Below are 17,193 nucleotides of genomic sequence, written 5' to 3' on the forward strand. Positions count from 1 at the left end.
GGAAGCGTAGGTCAGGGGAGGCGGTGTACGGAGCCGGATTCGTCATTCGGTCCGGGCGTACCGGCCACCACCGTCACATGCTCCAGGGTCAGGCGACGATCTAGGACGGCTTTGTCGAAGTTTCGTTGGATTATGACGGAAGCACCCGAGGCTAGTGGTGCGAGAAGGCAGGTCAGTACCCCGTCGAGTGTGGCGAAGGACATGTCAACCAGGAGCCGGTCGCGTGCGTCGAGCTCCCATTTCTCGACGGCCCCGCGCGCGGCGCCCACCAGCTCCGCCGCGCTGAATGTGGTCTTTGTCACACTCAGCGCGGGGCTCTGCGGCCCCACCCCGGGGCCGGGGGCGAACCGGTCGCCGTACGCGCGCACCTCCGCCGCGTAGTCGGTCACGCCGGGCGGGCAGTCGGCGAGCGGGCCGCCGAGCGCGTGCAGCGACAGGCCGACGATCTCCTCGGCCCCTCCTGCGAGCACGTCGTCCGCGAGCACGTCGTCCAGCACCTCCTGCGCCGCCGCCAGGATGTACGGATCGGACGCCCCCGCCGGTTCGGCGCCGCCGCGCCGGAAATCCTCCGGGTCGACCGGCTCGGCGACGAGACCCGCCGACCAGCAGGCCATCAGCCACACCGCGGTCTGCCAGTGCGGCGGCAGGACCAGGACGACGCGGGTCCCCGGCTCGGCGGCGAGGCCGTCCACCAGGAAGTTCGCCGTCTTGGCCACCCAGTTCCCGAACGTCCGCGCGGACAGTTCGACGCGTTCGCCGCTCGCGTCGTCGTAGAAGGTGACCAGCGGGCGGGACGGGTCGTCCGCGACCCGCCGCAGCAGCAGCTCGGCGGGCGTGCCGGCCCCGGCATGTGCGCTCATGGTCCGAGCGTATGCCCGCATGATCGTCCTGGCGCCGCCATCGCGCCGATGCCGCTACGCTCCGCACGGGTGAAGGACGGAACAGTGGCGGGCGAGCGCCCCGACGGCGGGCATGGGGCGAGAACATGAACGCTGGTCGGCTGCTCGTCCGGGTCACCGCGGCCCCGGCGCTGGTCGTCGTCGCGTGGCTGGCGGTGTCGCTTCCGCTGCTGATGGCGGGCGTGTTCCGCCCGGCCCCGGCGGTCGCGCTGTTCGTGCCGGTCGCGGCCCTGGTGCTGTGGCTCGGCCTGCGGACCCGGCCGGGGGAGGCCCCCGGCGGGCGTCCGGGGAGCCTGAACGCCCCGGGCGGACTCGACGCGGTGCAGCGCTGGCCGGTGTGGTCGGTGTTCGCCGTCACGGCCGCGTTCCTGGTGCTCCAGGTCGTCATGTGCGCCGAGCAGATCGTCGTCCGCCGCGACCCCGCGTCCTACGTCCAGTTCGCGACGTGGCTGGCCGAGCACGGATCGCTGCCGATCCCGCTGTCGCAGGGCGCCTTCGGCGGCCCGGACGCGGCCCTGAGCTTCGCGAGCCCCGCCTTCTACCAGGACGGCGGCGCCGTCGTCCCGCAGTTCATGGCGGGATGGCCGCTGGTGCTGGCGCCGGCCGGCTGGGTCGGCGGCGCCCACGGGATGGTGCTGATGGCGCCGCTGCTCGGCGCGTGCTGCGTGCTGTCGTTCGCCGGGCTCGTCGCGCGCCTCGTCGGCCCCCGCTGGGCGCCCGCCGGGGCGCTGCTGCTCGCGCTGACGCTGCCGATGCTCTACGTCTCCCGCAACACCTTCAGCGAGCTGCCCGCCATCGTCCTGCTGCTGGGCGGCCTGTCGCTGATGTACGACGTCCGCCGGGAGCCCCGCGACGGGCGGGTCGCCGGCGCCAAGGCGCTCCTCGCCGGGGCCGCGCTCGGGCTGATCGTGCTCGTCCGCATCGACGGGCTGCGGGACGTCCTGCCGGTGCTGGCGTTCGCGGGCCTGCTCATCGGGCGCGGGCGGGCGGCCGGCTACTGGACGGCCGGCGGCCTGCTGCTCGGCGCGGGCGCCGGCGTGGTCGAGGGCCTCACGATGTCCCGGCCCTACCTGTCCTACCTCCGCTCGTCGCTCGTGCCGCTGCTGGCCATCTCCGCGGCCGTACTCGTCGCGACGGTCCTCCTCGTCGCGGCGCTGCGCTGGGACCCGGCCGGGACCCGGCTGCGCCGCGCCGGCTCGGCGGTCGCGCGCGGCCGCCTGCCGGGCGCCGCCGCCGTCCTCACCGTGCTGGTGGTGGCGGGCTTCGCGCTCCGGCCGCTGGTGCAGACCGTCCGCCGCCCGCCCGCGACCCGCGACGACGCGATGAACGCCCGGTTCATCGAGATGATCCAGAAGATCCAGGACCTCCCGGTCGACGGCACCCGGCAGTACTCCGAGCTGTCGCTGTACTGGGTCGTCTGGTACGTCGGCGTCCCCGCGCTGCTGTTCGCCGCCTTCGGTGCGGCGCTGCTGGTGCGCCGGCTGCTGCGCGGGCAGTCCCCGGAATGGCTGCTGCCCTACGCGATGGTCGTCTGGACGACCGCGCAGGTGCTGGTCCGCCCCGGGATCACCCCCGACCACCCGTGGGCGTCCCGGCGGCTGATCGGCCTCGCCATCCCCGGCCTGCTGCTGTTCACGGTGTTCGCGTCGGCCTGGACCGTCAAGCGCGTCCGGCGGCTCGGCTACGGGCCGAGGATGGTGCGGACGGGCGCGATCGCCGGCGTCGCGCTGATGCTGGCGCCGATCGTGCTGACGTCCGGCGGCTACCTGGTGACCCGCACGGAGCAGGGCGAGGTCGCCGCCGTGGACGGGATGTGCCGCGCGCTGCGTCCGCGCGCCTCGGTCGTGGTGGTCGAGCAGGCCACCGCCGACCGGTTCCTCCAGGTCGTCCGCGGTGAGTGCGGGCTGCCCGCCGCGCGCACGACCGGCTCCGCCTCGCCCGCGGACGTGCGGCGCGTCGTCGCCGGGGTGCGCCGGGCCGGGCGGCGTCCGGTGGTCATGGCGGCGAGGCCCGAGCAGGTCGCCCCCTACGGGACGCCGCGGCACGTGCTGCACCTGGTGACGCGGCAGGACGGGCGCACGCTCACCGGTCCGCCCGGCGGCACCTGGGGGCTGACCATGGACGTGTGGACGGCCGAGCCCGCGCGGCCGTAGTTCCGCCGATGTGCGCGGGGGCGAGTATCCTCGCGCTGCGTGAGCACCCAGTCTGTCGAGCCGAAGTCCCAGCCGCCCGCCGATGTGGAGCCCGCGTCCGATCCCGCGCCCGTGCCGCATCCGGTGCCCGCGCCCGGTCCGCCGGCCGCGTCCGACACCGTCCACGTCACGATCGTCCTGCCCTGCTACAACGAGCAGGACCACGTGATCGACGAGGTCGAGCGCATCTGCGAGGCGATGGACGGCAGCGGCAAGACCTACGAGCTGTTGGCCGTCGACGACTGCTCGACGGACGCGACGCTCGCCCGGCTGGAGGAGGCGGCGCCCCGCTTCCCGCACATGCGCATCATGGCGTTCCAGCACAACAGCGGGTCGGGCACCGTCCGGCGCATCGGCTCCCAGCAGGCCCGCGGCGACATCGTCGTGTGGACCGACGCCGACATGACCTACCCGAACGAGCGGATCCCCGAGCTGGTCGAGGTCCTGGACTCCGAACCGGCGGTCGACCAGGTCGTCGGGGCGCGCACCTCCGAGGAGGGGACGCACAAGGCGCTGCGGGTGCCCGCCAAGTGGTTCATCCGCAAGGTCGCCGAGCGGCTCACCAACACCAGGATCCCCGACCTGAACTCGGGGCTGCGCGCGTTCCGCCGCGAGGTGTCGCTGCCGTACCTGCGGCTGCTGCCGCCCGGGTTCTCCTGCGTCACCACGATCACCATCGCGTTCCTGTCGAACCAGCACCCGGTCCGGTACGTGCCGATCGACTACGCCAAGCGGGCCGGCAAGTCGAAGTTCCACTTCACCAAGGACGCCTACCGCTACATCCTGCAGGTGCTGCGGATGGTGATGTACTTCAACCCGCTCAAGGTGCTGATGCCGCCCGCGCTGTGGCTGATCGTGATCGGGCTGCTCAAGGGCGTGTTCGACATGGTGGTGCACTTCGGCTACTTCGCCAACAACACCATCATGATCTTCGTCACGGGGCTGATCATCGCTTCGCTGGCGCTGCTGGCCGACCTGATCGTCCGTTCGCGCGGCGACGTCTAGCGGCATGCGCGTCGCGATCGTCGGGCCCGCGTTCCCCTACAAGGGCGGCGGCGCCCGGCACACCACCGAGCTGGCGCACCGGCTGGCGGCGGCCGGCCACGACGTCGTCATCGAGTCGTGGCGGGCCCAGTACCCCTCGTTCCTGTACCCCGGCCAGCAGACGATCTCCGAGCCGGAGGGGGAGCCGTTCCCCGGCACCCGGCGCCGGCTCGACTGGCGCCGCCCGGACGGGTGGTGGCGCACCGGCCGCGCGCTGCGCTCGTGCGACCTGGTCGTCCTGGTGGTCCTGAGCACCGTGCAGGTGCCGGCCTACCTGGGGATCCTCGCCGGGCTCCGGCGCCGGACCCCGGTGGTGGCGCTGTGCCACAACGTCCTGCCGCACGAGCGCAAGCCGTACGACGAGCCGCTCATGAGGCGCCTGCTGCGGAAGGCGGATAGCGTCCTCGTCCACACCGAGGCGCAGGCCGGCCTGGCGCGGGGGCTCACCCCGCGGCCCGTGCGGGTCGCCGAGATGGCCGCGCACCTGCCCGCGGCCGGCGCCGCCGCGCCCGGCGACGGGAAGGTGCGCCGGCGGCTGCTGTTCTTCGGGATCGTCCGCCCGTACAAGGGGCTGGACGTCCTGCTGCGCGCCCTCGCCGAGGGCCCGGACGACGTGGCGCTGACCGTCGCGGGCGAGTTCTGGGGCGGCCTGGAGGAGACCCGCGAGCTGGTCCGCTCGCTGGACCTGACGTCCAGGGTGGAGCTGCGGCCCGGGTACGTCCCGGCCGCCGACATCCCGGGGCTGTTCGCCGCGGCCGACGCGCTCGTCATGCCCTACCGGTCGGCGACCTCGTCGCAGAACGTGTGGATGGCCCACGAGCACGGCCTCCCGGTGATCGCCACCGATGTGGGCGGATTCGCCGGACAGATCCGCGACGGCGTGGACGGGCTGGTCTGCACGCCGGACGACGTGCCGTCGCTCGCCGGCGCCCTCCGCCGCTTCTACGCGCCGGGGGAGCCGGAGCGGCTGCGCTCCGGCGTCCGCCCGGTCGACCACGGCCCGGTGTGGGCCGCCTACCTCGACGCGCTCACAGGTGCGGTTCGATGACCTTCATCAGGGCGCGCTTCGGCTTGGCGCCGACGATCTGCTCCACGACCTCGCCGTTCTTGAGGAGCAGCAGGGTCGGCAGCCCCATCACGCCGTACTTGCCCGGCGTCTGCGGGTTCGCGTCGTAGTCCATCTTCGCGATCTTGATCTTGCCGTCCTGCTCGGCGGCGATCTGCTCCAGTACGGGAGCGATCATGCGGCACGGCCCGCACCAGTCGGCCCAGAAGTCGACCAGCACGGGGGTGTCACTGCTCAGGACCTCGTTGGCGAACGTCGCGTCGGTCACGGTGATCGGGGCCGTCACGGTCCCTCCTTCGTAGGCTGCGTGCCCGTCGTGGGCGGAGTACCCCTCACAAGCTCCTTGGTCCGCGGTTCATTCCCGGTGGCCGTGGCCGTCCTGCCCAGCAGGAAGGCCACGCCCGCGATCAGCAGGTCGGCGGCGGTCAGCAGCACCCGGGACGCGATCGCGACCACGACCGGCGCGCCCGCCGGGAGCACCGGCGTCAGCACGACCGTCAGCGCCGCCTCCCGGGCCCCGATGCCGCCCGGGGCGATGAAGACGAGGAAGCCGGCGACGAACGCCAGCGCGTACGCCCCGGTCGCCAGGAACGGCAGCCCCTTGCCGTCGCCGCCCACGGCCGCGCACAGCAGCCAGGTGTGCACGCCGAACAGGGCCCACCCGAGGACCGTCCACCCGACGGCCCTGAGCGTCGCGCCCAGGCCGACCGGGTGCTCCAGCGGCGGCCGCCGCACCAGCCTGAGCATCACGCCGAGCGCCCAGCTCACGATCCTCGGGTGCAGCATCGCCAGCAGGACGGGCGCCAGCAGGAACAGCCACCAGTACTCCCGGCGCGCCGCCGCGGACGTCAGGGGCAGCGTCACCGCCGCGACAGCGAGCCCGCACGAGGTGGACGTCGCGACCGCCAGCATCGTCGAGCCGAAGCTGCGCTCGGGCGGCACCTTGTGCTCGCGCGTCATCTCGATCTGCGTGACCAGCGCCCACACCTTGCCCGGGACGTACTTGCCGAGCTGGCTGATGCCCGAGATCCGGAAGACGGCCCGCACCGGCAGCGGCGACCCGAGCCCGGCGAGGAACTCCCGCCAGCCGAGCATCCAGACGAAGAGCCCCGCCAGTCCGGCGGCGAGCGCCCCGGCCAGCGTCATCCACGACATCTGCCGGAACGCGTCCACCGCGGCGTCCCACTGGGACGCCACGCTGTAGCCGCAGAACGCGAGCGCGAGCAGGACGAGGAGCACGCGCAGGCTCCGGACGGCGACGACCTTCATCTTCACGCGCCCAGCGTAGGCGAACGTGACCTTACGGCCGCCCGCTCCGCCTAGAGTTGGGGAGCGATGAAGATTTCGGATGTGGTCGCCTTCATGGGGCACCAGGTGCACGTGTGCAGGTACCGCGAGGCGGGGACGCTGCTCGACTGGATGGGGCGCGACCTGCGCGGCAGGCGGGTCCTCGACGTCGCGGGCGGTGACGGCTACTGGGCCGGCCGCGCGCGCCGGCGTGGCGCCGACGCCGTCTCGATCGACCTGGCCCGCGGCAAGATGGCCTACGGGCGGACGCTCGCGCACGCCCCCGCGCTGATCGAGTGTGACGCGCTGCGGCTGCCGTTCGCCGACGGCTCGTTCGACGCGGTCCTGTCGGTCTGCGCGATCGAGCACTTCGACGACGGCGGCAGGTCGCTGGACGAGATGGCGCGGGTCCTCAAGCCCGGCGGTGAGATCTTCATGTCCGCCGACGTGCTGAGCCGCGCCGACGCCTGGCCGAAACTGCGCGACGCGCACAAGGCCAAGTACCACGTCCAGCACACCTACACCCACGAGAGCCTGCGCAAGCTGATGGACGAGCGCGGCCTGGACCTCGTCGGGCACAGCTACCAGTTCCGCACCGCCGCCACCGAGCGCCTCTACCTGTCCCTTTCCACCTACGGCGGCAGGGTCGGCTTCAACGCGGCCGCGCCGCTCACGCCGCTCGTCGCGCTCGCCGACCGCGCCGCGCCGAACGAGCGCGGCAGCATCGTTCTGGTCCGGGCCCGAAAAAGACAGGGCGTGCGGGAGGCGGAGCGCGTAAGAGGTGGCCGTGTGGGGAGGGCCCCTCACGATGAATCGCGTGGAACGAGATCCGGCGAGTAACCGCCTTCCGGGCGTACGCTCGAAGAGTAAAGAGTGATCTACGCCACCGCGCTGGATGGGGGAGTGGACCGTGGCGCCTCGGATTCTGCTCGACGCCACCGCCGTGCCCGCCGACCGCGGCGGGCTCGGCCGGTACGTGGACGGGCTGCTGTGCGCCCTGCACCGGCAGGGCGCCGACCTCGCCGTCGCCTGCCAGCGTGCGGACGCCGAACGCTACGGGGGCCTCGTTCCCGGCGCGCAGGTCGTCGCCGGCCCGGCGACGCTCTCGCACCGCGCCACCCGGCTGGCCTGGGAGCAGTCGGGGCTGCCGCACGTGGCCCGGCGCGTCGGCGCCGAGGTCATCCACCTGCCGACCTACACGATGCCGGTGAGCGCCGGCCTGCCGACCGTGGTGACGATCCACGACGTCACCCTGTTCGCCGAGCCGGAGCTGCACGACCCGGTGCGCACCTCCTACATCAAGTCGGCGACCCGCAACGCGGCCCGCCGCGCGACCCGGCTGATCGCCCCGTCCCGCGCGACGCGCGACGAGCTGGTCCGCATCCTCGGCGCCGACCCGTCCCACATCGACGTCGCCTACCACGGCGTCGACCACGAGGTCTTCCACCGCCCGTCCGAGCCGGAGGTCAAGCACGTCTCGGACCGCCTCGGCCTGCACGGCCGCCCCTACATTGCGTACCTGGGCGCGCTGGAGCCGCGCAAGAACGTCCCGAACCTGATCCGCGGCTGGGTGCGGGCCTGCGCCGGCCGCGAGGACGCCCCGGCGCTGGTCCTCGCGGGCAGCGGCGGCTGGGACGACGAGGTCGACGCGGCCCTCGCCACCGTCCCGCTGGAGCTGCGCGTCCTGCGCCCCGGCTACCTGCCCTGGTCGGCCCTGCCCGGGTTCTTCGGCGGCGCCCTGGTCGTCGCGCTCCCGAGCCGCGGCGAGGGCTTCGGGCTGCCCGTCCTGGAGGCCATGTCCTGCGGCGCGCCCGTCCTGACCACCCACCGCGGGCCCCTCCCCGAGGTCGGCGGCGACGCGGTCGCCTACACCGAACTCGACCCGGACGGCATCGGCGCCGCCCTAGCCTCCCTGATCGACGACCCGTCCCGCCGCGCCGAGCTCGCCGAGGCCGCCCACACCCGCTCCGAGCGGTTCTCCTGGTCGGCGTCCGCGGAGGCCCACATCGCCTCCTACCAGCGTGCCGTGGACCAGTACGCCGCCGCACACACCCACTAGGCTCTCTCCGACCGCGCGTGGAGAAAGGAACCGAGTGGAAGCGATCCTCCTGGTAGGAGGTCAAGGCACCCGCCTGCGCCCCCTGACGATCTCCACCCCGAAACCCCTGCTCCCCACCGCCGGGGTGCCGCTGCTGGAGCACCAGTTGGCGCGTGCGCGCAATGCGGGCGTCACCCGGATCGTCTTCGCGACGTCGTACCGGGCGGAGATGTTCAACGAAGCCTTCGGCGACGGTGCGCGGCTCGGCCTGGAGATGGTCTACGTGACCGAGGACGAGCCGCTCGGCACGGCGGGCGCGATCCGCAACGCCTCCACCGCCCTGACATGCGACGCCGACAGCCCCGTCCTCGTTCTGAACGGCGACATCCTGTCCGGCCATGACATCTCCGCCCAGATCGCCGCGCACGAGAAGGGCGAGGCGGCGGTGACCCTGCACCTCACCCTTGTGGAGGACGCCCGCCGGTACGGCTCGGTGCCGACGTCGTCCGGCGGTCGGGTGCTGGACTTCGTGGAGAAGTCTCCGAACCCGCCGACGAACCAGGTCAACGCGGGCTGCTATGTGTTCCGCCGCTCGATGATCGACCGCATCCCTCCCGGACGCGTCGTGTCGGCGGAGTACGAGACCTTCCCCGGGCTGCTCGCGGACGGTGAACCGATCTGCGGTTACGTCGAGGCCGCGTACTGGCTGGACGTCGGGACGCCCGCCGCCTTCGTCCGGGGCGTCAACGACCTCGTCCTCGGTGCGCTGGCATCCCCGGTCGTCTCGGCGCACAAGCACGGCGTCCTCCTCCTCGACGGCGCTGCCGTGGCCGCCTCCGCCCGGGTCGGCGGCGGCACCGCGGTCGGCGTCGAAGCGAGCATCGGCGCCGACGCCAGGGTTGAGTCCAGCGTCCTGTTCGACGGCGCCGTGATCGAGGCCGGCGCCCGCGTCACCCGCTCGGTCGTCGGCCGCGGCGCCCGTATCTGCTCGGGTGCCGTCCTGGAGGACTGCGTCATCGGTGACGGCGCGACCGTGGGCCCCGGAAACCAGCTCCTCAACGGCGCCCGCGTCTGGCCGAATGTGGAACTGCCGCCGACGGCGATCCGCTTCTCGCCCGAGTAGCCTCAGACCCCGAGGATGGGTTGTTGCTTGAGTACTACTTACGCAATGACAGGCTGGACGACCTGTACCTGCTGATGGAGGGCAACCGCCGCCGGATCGAGCCTTTCCTGACCAAGCCGTCGTGGACGAACCACGACTTCGATGAGAACGTTCTGGTTCGGCAGGTGTCGCCTCATCGCCGGTCGGATAGCTCGGTGGACGAGGAGGTCCTGCGGCGACGCCGCGCCTACCGCGCGGTCGATGACGAGAACGGCGAGTCCTGGAACGACCTCTTGGCCGTGGTGCAGGAGGTGCGGGAGACCGATGACGGCCCTCGCATCAAACTGGCCCTGGCGGAGTACTTCCAGTTCTTGACGGCGTGCGGGGCGCTGGAGGACGAGACGTACGCCGCGGTCCGCAACCCGCGAAGCCCCACGCCGATCCGGGACGCGGTCCTCGGGAGCGTGGACGACGCGGCGCACGCGCGCAGGGGAGCGCATGGCTGGGTTTCGGCTTCGATGCACTGAACGGCGAAGTCGATATCTGTGGTCTCGCGTACATTAGGGATCCTCAGTTCGCGCGCCGTGAACTCCCTTTACTCAAAGCAACTGGGAGATCCAGGAGATCAGCTGCTGGGATCTCTGGGGCGAGGAGCTCACCGATGCCATGTTCGCGGGCGAGTTCTCGCCCGGAAGCGTCTACACCCTCGCCGAGGCCAGGCGTCACCTGGCGGAGGCGCCCTTCGACGTGATCACGATGATCGACGTGGTCGAGCATCTGCCCGATCCGGCCGGGGCCCTGCGGTGGGCAGCGAGCCTGGCGGCGACCGGGGCCACGATCGTGCTCCTCACGCCACGCTACGGCGGTCGCCTGCTCGCTGAACAGAAAGCCGGGTACGTCCACTTTGACAGCGATCACATGTACTACTTCACCGAAGAGACGCTGCGGGCAGTCCTCGCACGAGGCGCCGGCCAGAGCACGGCTTCGAACTCATCGCCGCGCAGGCGCTCCCCGAGGTCCCCTCGCGTCGACTGATCGAGCGCATGATGGAGTACATGAGATGACCTCCCCGGCGAACTGGCGTAAGTCGAGCTACAGCGGTATGACCGACAATTCGAGTTGTGTGGAGATCGTCCGGCTGACGGGCGCTGTGGGTGTCAGGGATTCCAAGGCCCCTAGCGCGGGAAGCCTGGCGCTCTCCGTTGAGTCGTTCGGTGGGCTGGTGGCTCGCATCAAACGGGGCGAGCTCGGTCATTGAGCCTTGCCGAAGCTCCGTCTGGAACGGCCGGGGAGGCGGCCGTCGAGCGAGGCCCGACGGCCATCCGCTTCTCCGCCGACGACTTGAGCACGGCCGAAGACCGCCTTGCGCGGCGGGCACAAGGCGGTCTCCAGGGTGCTCATGGTCAGCGGACGGAGCGGGTCCGTCCGCCAAGGCCGAGGACCGACACCGGGCGGTCGCGGGGGCGCAGCTGCACGAGGAGGCGGGAGCCTTTCCGGGGCGCCTGCACCGTGCTCCTGGCCGCAGGGGCGAGCTAGCGCGGCCGGGCTGACGGTCGCCGAGCCGGAGGGGGAAGCGCCGCGATTGGCGAAGGGGTTGTCGACTTGACAGCCGCGCCGCGGGTCTCTTTCCGCCTGTATTCCGGCCGCGCCGGTTGCTTAGAAGGTGCGGGTGGTGCTCCAGGTCGCCTGGCTGGAGGGGTGGTTCAGGTCGAAGGTGGTTCCTGACAGGCGCCTGTCGGCGCCCAGCGAGCCGACGTAGCGTCCCCGAGCCCCGTTGGACCATCCGATGTTGAAGGAGATGGTGAAGCCGTCCACCAGCCCTGTCTCGATCGTCCCGACCGTGCTGCCGGAGACCGCGGACCCGAAGAGTCTCCCGCTGCCGTCCTGGGTCACGTTGACCTGGGGGTTGCCCCCGCGGCTCTGGAAGATCGTGTAGATGCCGCTGGCGTTGAAGGCCGGCGCGGCGAGTGCCCTGCTCGGCGCGGTGGCCGGTCCCGCGGGCGCGGCGCTGGCGGCGGTGGGGGTCAGAGCCGGCCCGCTCGCGCTCAGGGCGAGGGCGAGGGCGGTCGTGGCGATCTTGCGGCGCATGATGCCTCCATGGGGCGACGACGAGACAGTGCGGGTACTCGCGCCGTCTCGGCCGGAGGCCTCCGCGGTACACCGCTCACCAGAGAATCCACTGAGACCAGAGGCCGTGCAAGCAGCAATTTGACGAACCTCATGACTGGAGTCATTTTCGGTTCGCCGGCCCCGATCTCCTCGGTGATATCGGCCGCGTTCCGGTGAGGTCGCCGGCTGGGCGCCGTGGTGGACCGCGCGACCGGGGAATCCTCTGGCAGCGGCCGGTGATCGGCGGGCTCGGCCCGCGCATGCCCGCCGGTATGAGAGCGTCAGCGTGATCATTTTTGGATCGGACGAAGAAAATCACCTTATGGTGATCATTTAATGGCCTGCCCCCGGGGGGAGTCCGGGCGAAGTCAGACCGCCTTGCGCCGGGGCGCAAGGCGGTCTCATGGATGCCGCGGGTCAGCGGAGGGAGCGGACCCGGCCGTCGAGGCCGAGCACCGTCGTGCGACCGCCGGGGCGCAGGTGCACCAGGCGGTGTGAGCCTTCCCGCGTCACCTGTATCCGCGGACTGGCCGGGGTGAGGCGCAGGCAGATCTGGCGTTCGCTGCGGATCTGGTTCGTGCAGTCCAGTTTGAGGTTGGGCATGCCCGGGCTCGGGTTGAACGGGTTGTACCGGACCGGCGTCGGCATGATCCAGCCGCAGAAGCCGCCGCCGCGCAGGGTGACGGCCTGCGCGTCCGGGCTGACGGTCGCCGTCCCGGAGGCGCCGGCGCCGCCGGTGGCGAATGCGTTGTCGACCTTGACGGCCGTGCCCCGCAGGTCGATGCCGCCCTCGCCGGCGGGAGTGCCGGTGCACGACATCGCGACGGCGTAGGGCATGCTCGTCACGGTCTCGGAGCCGGCGTGACCGAGCGAGCCGGTGGACGACGCGTACTTGAGATCGCCGATGTCCACGGTGAACGTCGCGGGGTCGAGCCGGACCCGGGTGAAGCGGGTCCTGACGTTCGTGCCGGGCGACGCGCCGCCGGCGGTGTATTGCGAGTAATTCTCGGACGAACCGGTCCTCTCGAGCGTCACGTACTCCTTGGGAATCGTCGTCATGTCGGCGCAGTAGACCGTGAAGAGTTTCGCGCCGTCGCTCAGCAGATAGGTCCCGTCCGGCGCGCTGGGGAAGTTCTGGCGCACCTGCTGGCAGCTTCGGTGCAGGACGCCTGCGTCGGCGTGCGCGGGCACGGTCGCGGCCAAGGGGAGGGCCGCGCAGGTGGCGGCGAGGATCACGGACGCCCGAAATGGCATGTTCGCCATGAACTCTTCCTTTTGTTGGGGGATGACGCTGCCCGGCAGATTAACAGCCATTTCCTGATCGCAATATGGCCGCAAGGTAAGGGCGCGGATGGGGGTCGCGTCAGAGTTCTTTCGGGGCAAAACTAGAAGAATTCTGCTTTATGGCGATATTTATATTTTGCCGTGGAACGGGAAGTGCATGCGCCGGGCGGTGGCAGACTGGTGCCGGAGTCCGCCGAGGCGCCGGCGTGCGGGAAGGCCCCGGTGGGGCATGTGAGGCAGGGAGACGGCTCGTTGAGTGTTGCTGAACCGTCCGGGGCGGCCGGGAAGGCGACCGCTGGGCGCCTTCCCGGCCGGGTCCGGGAGTGGCGGCCGCCGTGGGCGCTGGATCTGCGCGACGCGCTGGCGCCGCACCGGCGCGGGTCGCGCGATCCGGCGTGCCGGTTCGAGCCGGACGGGTCCGTCTGGCGGACGTCTCATACTCCCGACGGGCCCGGCACGCTGCGGGTCGCCTGGGCCGGGGACGCCGTCGAGGCCACGGCCTGGGGGCCGGGCGCCGAATGGCTGCTGGACGGGGTGCCCGAACTACTGGGGGCGGCCGACGAGCCGGACGGGTTCGTCGCGCGGCACGACGTCGTCCGCGACCAGGTGCTGAAGCGCCCGGGGCTGCGGATCGGACGGACGCGGCGGGTCTTCGAGGCGCTCGTGCCGGCGGTGATGGAGCAGAAGGTGCTGGGGCAGGAGGCGTGGCGCGCCTGGGCCTACCTGCTGCGCCGGTTCGGGCAGCCCGCGCCCGGCGCCCCCCACCTGCGGGTTTCGCCGCCGCCGGAGGTCTGGATCCGGATTCCCTCGTGGGAGTGGCACCGGTCCGGCCTGGAGGCCGTCCGGGCCCGGACGATCATCGGTGCGGCGCGGGTCGCGCGGCGGCTGGAGGAGGACCCGGGCGAGGCGCGGCTGCGGTCGCTGCCGGGCATCGGCGTGTGGACGGCCGCCGAGATCAGGCAGCGCGCGGTGGGCGATCCCGACGCCGTCTCCGTCGGCGACTACCACCTGCCCGGCCTGGTCGGCTGGGCGCTGGCGGGCCGCAAGGTCGACGACGCCGGGATGCTGGAACTGCTGGAGCCCTACGCCGGTCATCGCTACCGGGTCACCCGGCTGCTGGAATCGTCCGGGATGCACCCGCCGAGGCGTGGCCCCCGTCTGTCCGTCCGGGACTACCGGTCCTTCTGACCAGGGCCCGAGCCGTGCGGCAGCGGCGCAGCCAGAAGTTGTCCGGGGCCCGGTCGAGGCCGTCCCGGCTGTCGGCGCCGAGGAGGGGGCCGAGGACGGCGAGGGCGATGATGAGGCCGAGTACGTACAGCATGGTCTTCTTCCTTGGGATCGCAGTGGCGGCGTTCCCGCGCGGGGCGAATCGGAAGAGCCGGGGTCTCCGCCTCTTCCGGTCGCACCTACAGTTTGACTCCGTCCAACGTTCAGGTCCAGCGAGGCTTTCTGCATGGATCGTGTAAGAATCGCTTCACAGTGGTGGACCTGGACGTCTGCGGGCGCCGCGCGGGCTCCGCTCCGTCCCCCCCGTCGCTCACACGGGCCGGGACACCGGCGTCAGGTTGAGAGCCTGCCGTCCGAAGTGACCGATGCCGTCGGTGCGGCGGGACGCCTCCAGCCGCTCGGCGGGAACGTCCCCGTAGAGGGTGGTGCGCTGCCGCGAGGGACGGCCCGCGCGCGCCGCGATCGCCTCCAGTTCGCTGATGGGCTTGAACGACCCGTTCTCCGAGCCGGCCATCCGGCTGATGGTCTCCTCCATGAGGGTCCCGCCGAGGTCGTTCACCCCTCCTCGCAAAACCCGCGTGCACAGCTCGTCGCCGAGCTTCACCCAGGACGTCTGGATGTTGGAGATCGCGCCGTGCAGCAGGATGCGCGCCAGGGCATGGACGGCGACGTTCTCCCGCGCGGTCGGGCCCGGACGCGCCAGCCCGGCGAGGTAGATGGGCGAGTTGTGGTGGACGAACGGCAGCAGCACGAACTCGCTGAACCCGCCGGTCCGCTCCTGGATGGACCGCAGCAGCTTGATGTGCGCGACCCAGTGCGCGGGGGTGTCCACGTGCCCGTACATCATCGTGGACGTCGTCGGAATGCCGATCTCGTGCGCGGTGGTGACGACCTCGACCCACTGGTCGGTGGGCAGCTTCCCCTTGGTCAGCACCCACCGCACGTCGTCGTCCAGGATCTCGGCGGCCGTCCCGGGCAGCGAGTCGACGCCCGCCTCCTTCGCCGCCTCCAGCCACTCCCGGATCGACAGGTCCGTCCGGGACGCGCCGTTCACGACCTCCATCGGGCTGTAGGAGTGCAGGTGGATGCCGGGCGCGCGGCGCTTCACCTCGCGGGCCAGGTCGAAGTACGCGGTGCCGGGCAGGTCCGGGTGGATGCCGCCCTGCATGCAGACCTCGGTCGCGCCCGCCTCCCAGGCCTCGTCCACGCGGTCCCCGACCTGCTCCAGCGACAGCGTGTAGGCGTCGGCGTCCGTGCGGCGCTGCGCGAACGCGCAGAACCGGCAGCCGGTGTAGCAGACGTTCGTGAAGTTGATGTTCCGGGTGACGACATAGGTGACGTCGTCGCCGACGGTGTCGCGCCGCAGGCCGTCCGCCAGTGCGGCGAGCGCGTCCAGCTCCGGGCCGTCGGCGTGCAGCAGGGCCAGCGCCTCGTCGTCGGACAGCCCCGCCGGGTCCTGCTCCGCGCGCGCCAGAGCGGCCTTGACGTCGGCGTCGAACCGCTGCGGCGCCGCCATGCGGTCGCGCAGCGCGTCCCAGTCGCCGTACACCTCGTCGAAGTCGTCGCGGCGGTCCGCCGTGCGGCCCGTCGTGTCGATCCCGGTGTGCAGGTCGGTCCGGCCGAACGCCTCGAACCCGCCGTCGGGCTCCTGCCAGGGACGTCCCTCGACGACGGCGTCCTCCCGCGCCAGCCCCGTCGCGGGATCGGACAGGGCGGCGACGTGCGCGGTGAGGCGAGGATCCAGCCACGGTTCGCCGCGCCGCACGTACTCGGGGTAGATCGTGAGCCGCTCGCGCAGTTCGAAGCCCGCCCCGGCGGTCCTGGCGGCCAGCTCGTCGATCTGCGGCCACGGCCGCTCCGGGTTCACGTGGTCGGGCGTCAGCGGCGACACGCCGCCCCAGTCGTCGATCCCGGCGCGCAGCATCAGCGCGAACTGCTCGGCGACCAGGTTCGGCGGCGCCTGCACGCGCGCCTTCGGGCCGAGGACGAGCCGCGTCACCGCGATCGTCGCGGCCAGCTCCTCCAGCTCGGCGTCCGGGGTGTCGCGCATCCTGGTGTCGGGCTTGGCGCGGAAGTTCTGGACGATCACCTCCTGGATCGCCCCGTACTCGCGCATCGTCCGCCGGATCTCGAAGATCGCGTCCGCGCGCTCCTCGACCGTCTCGCCGATCCCGATGAGGATGCCGGTCGTGAACGGCACGTTGGTGCGGCCCGCGTCCTCCAGCACCCGCAGCCGGACGGCGGGGTCCTTGTCCGGCGACCCGAAGTGGGGGCCGCCGCGCTCGCTGAACAGCCGCGTCGCGGTCGTCTCCAGCATCATCCCCATGGAGGGCGCGACCGGCTTGAGCCGCTGGAAGTCGCGCCAGGTCAGCACCCCGGGGTTCAGGTGCGGCAGCAGCCCGGTCTCCTCCAGGACCCGGATCGCCATCGCGCGCACGTACGAGAGCGTGTCGTCGTAGCCGTGCGCGTCCAGCCATTCGCGGGCCGGGCGCCACCGGTCCTCGGGACGGTCCCCGAGCGTGAACAGCGCCTCCTTGCAGCCCGTCTCGGCGCCGCGCCGCGCGATCTCCAGCACCTCGTCGGGGCTGAGGTAGGGCGAGTCGAGCCGGTGCGGGACGGTCGCGAACGTGCAGTACCCGCAGCGGTCGCGGCACAGCCGGGTCAGCGGGATGAAGACCTTGCGGCTGTAGGTGATGACGCCGGGGCGGCCCGCGGCCTCCAGACCGGCGTCCCGGATGCGGGCCGCGTAGCCGAGCAGGTCGTCGAGCCGCGCCCCGCGGGCCTGCAGCAGTGTGGTGGCCTCGGATCGGTCCAGTGTCTTGCCGTCGCGCGCGCGGGCCAGGGCCCGGCGAAGAGCGGAGCTCGGGGCGTCCATGCGGGCACTCTATGCCAATCGTCATATTCCGCGCCGCGCCGGGGGTGCGAAACACCGGCGAAAGGAGAAG

The 17,193-nt window shown here is 72.1% G+C and carries 16 protein-coding genes; 10 read left to right on the forward strand and 6 right to left on the reverse strand.

Annotated features, from left to right (window positions below; translation table 11 throughout):
• Window positions 1–11: 11 nt before the first annotated feature.
• Window positions 12–860, reverse strand: a complete 849-nt coding sequence (locus CHC11_RS33530) for a TIGR03089 family protein (RefSeq protein ID WP_218826358.1) — start codon at window positions 858–860, stop codon at window positions 12–14.
• A 125-nt stretch (window positions 861–985) separates the two neighbouring features.
• On the opposite strand from CHC11_RS33530, the gene CHC11_RS33535 reads away from it, so the two are divergent.
• Genes CHC11_RS33535 through CHC11_RS33545 form a run of 3 tightly spaced genes read left to right on the forward strand, consistent with a single transcriptional unit; the run spans window position 986 to window position 5,183 of the window.
• Complete coding sequence (locus CHC11_RS33535; RefSeq protein ID WP_089315897.1) at window positions 986–3,052, forward strand: hypothetical protein; 2,067 nt, start codon at window positions 986–988, stop codon at window positions 3,050–3,052.
• A gap of 39 nt (window positions 3,053–3,091) precedes the next feature.
• A complete protein-coding gene (locus CHC11_RS33540) occupies window positions 3,092–4,096 on the forward strand; it encodes a glycosyltransferase family 2 protein (protein WP_425427370.1) in 1,005 nt (334 codons plus the stop codon).
• A gap of 4 nt (window positions 4,097–4,100) precedes the next feature.
• Window positions 4,101–5,183: a glycosyltransferase family 4 protein gene (locus tag CHC11_RS33545; protein WP_089315899.1), complete on the forward strand. Its 1,083-nt coding sequence runs from the start codon at window positions 4,101–4,103 to the stop codon at window positions 5,181–5,183.
• Here the strand turns inward: CHC11_RS33545 and trxA are convergent.
• Window positions 5,164–5,487, reverse strand: coding sequence for a thioredoxin (gene trxA / locus CHC11_RS33550; protein ID WP_089315900.1), 324 nt, complete (start codon window positions 5,485–5,487; stop codon window positions 5,164–5,166). The genes CHC11_RS33545 and trxA overlap by 20 nt on opposite strands.
• The gene (locus tag CHC11_RS33555) at window positions 5,484–6,470 is read right to left on the reverse strand and encodes a lysylphosphatidylglycerol synthase transmembrane domain-containing protein (protein ID WP_089315901.1); all 987 of its coding nucleotides are present in this window, start codon (window positions 6,468–6,470) and stop codon (window positions 5,484–5,486) included. Before CHC11_RS33555 ends, trxA begins: the two co-directional genes overlap by 4 nt.
• A 66-nt stretch (window positions 6,471–6,536) precedes the next feature.
• Between CHC11_RS33555 and CHC11_RS33560 the strand changes: the two genes are divergently transcribed.
• From CHC11_RS33560 to CHC11_RS33585, 6 genes are all read left to right on the forward strand, one after another.
• The gene (locus CHC11_RS33560) at window positions 6,537–7,328 is read left to right on the forward strand and encodes a class I SAM-dependent methyltransferase (protein ID WP_245920104.1); all 792 of its coding nucleotides are present in this window, start codon (window positions 6,537–6,539) and stop codon (window positions 7,326–7,328) included.
• 70 nt (window positions 7,329–7,398) lie between these two features.
• Complete coding sequence (locus CHC11_RS33565; protein WP_089315980.1) at window positions 7,399–8,547, forward strand: glycosyltransferase family 4 protein; 1,149 nt, start codon at window positions 7,399–7,401, stop codon at window positions 8,545–8,547.
• 34 nt (window positions 8,548–8,581) lie between these two features.
• Entirely contained in the window at window positions 8,582–9,649 is a 1,068-nt protein-coding gene (gene manB / locus CHC11_RS33570) for a mannose-1-phosphate guanylyltransferase (protein ID WP_089315902.1), read from the forward strand.
• A 23-nt stretch (window positions 9,650–9,672) separates the two neighbouring features.
• A complete protein-coding gene (locus CHC11_RS33575) occupies window positions 9,673–10,155 on the forward strand; it encodes a hypothetical protein (RefSeq protein WP_143227417.1) in 483 nt (160 codons plus the stop codon).
• Between the two features lie 139 nt (window positions 10,156–10,294).
• Complete coding sequence (locus CHC11_RS33580; RefSeq protein WP_089315904.1) at window positions 10,295–10,663, forward strand: methyltransferase domain-containing protein; 369 nt, start codon at window positions 10,295–10,297, stop codon at window positions 10,661–10,663.
• A gap of 25 nt (window positions 10,664–10,688) precedes the next feature.
• The gene (locus CHC11_RS33585; RefSeq protein WP_089315905.1) at window positions 10,689–10,886 is read left to right on the forward strand and encodes a DUF397 domain-containing protein; all 198 of its coding nucleotides are present in this window, start codon (window positions 10,689–10,691) and stop codon (window positions 10,884–10,886) included.
• A 398-nt stretch (window positions 10,887–11,284) separates the two neighbouring features.
• On the opposite strand, the gene CHC11_RS33590 is transcribed toward CHC11_RS33585, so the two are convergent.
• A complete protein-coding gene (locus CHC11_RS33590) occupies window positions 11,285–11,716 on the reverse strand; it encodes a hypothetical protein (RefSeq protein WP_089315906.1) in 432 nt (143 codons plus the stop codon).
• A 438-nt stretch (window positions 11,717–12,154) separates the two neighbouring features.
• Entirely contained in the window at window positions 12,155–13,120 is a 966-nt protein-coding gene (locus tag CHC11_RS33595) for a GON domain-containing protein (protein ID WP_143227418.1), read from the reverse strand.
• A gap of 153 nt (window positions 13,121–13,273) precedes the next feature.
• On the opposite strand from CHC11_RS33595, the gene CHC11_RS33600 reads away from it, so the two are divergent.
• Window positions 13,274–14,209, forward strand: coding sequence for a DNA-3-methyladenine glycosylase family protein (locus tag CHC11_RS33600; RefSeq protein WP_089315981.1), 936 nt, complete (start codon window positions 13,274–13,276; stop codon window positions 14,207–14,209).
• Window positions 14,210–14,558: 349 nt separating this feature from the next.
• On the opposite strand, the gene CHC11_RS33605 is transcribed toward CHC11_RS33600, so the two are convergent.
• Window positions 14,559–17,123 carry a bifunctional FO biosynthesis protein CofGH gene (locus CHC11_RS33605; RefSeq protein ID WP_089315908.1) on the reverse strand — a complete coding sequence of 855 codons (2,565 nt, stop codon included), beginning with the start codon at window positions 17,121–17,123 and terminating at the stop codon, window positions 14,559–14,561.
• Window positions 17,124–17,193 lie beyond the last annotated feature (70 nt).

This window comes from Actinomadura mexicana (genome assembly GCF_900188105.1).
In the GTDB taxonomy this organism is placed as follows: Bacteria; Actinomycetota; Actinomycetes; order Streptosporangiales; family Streptosporangiaceae; genus Spirillospora; species Spirillospora mexicana.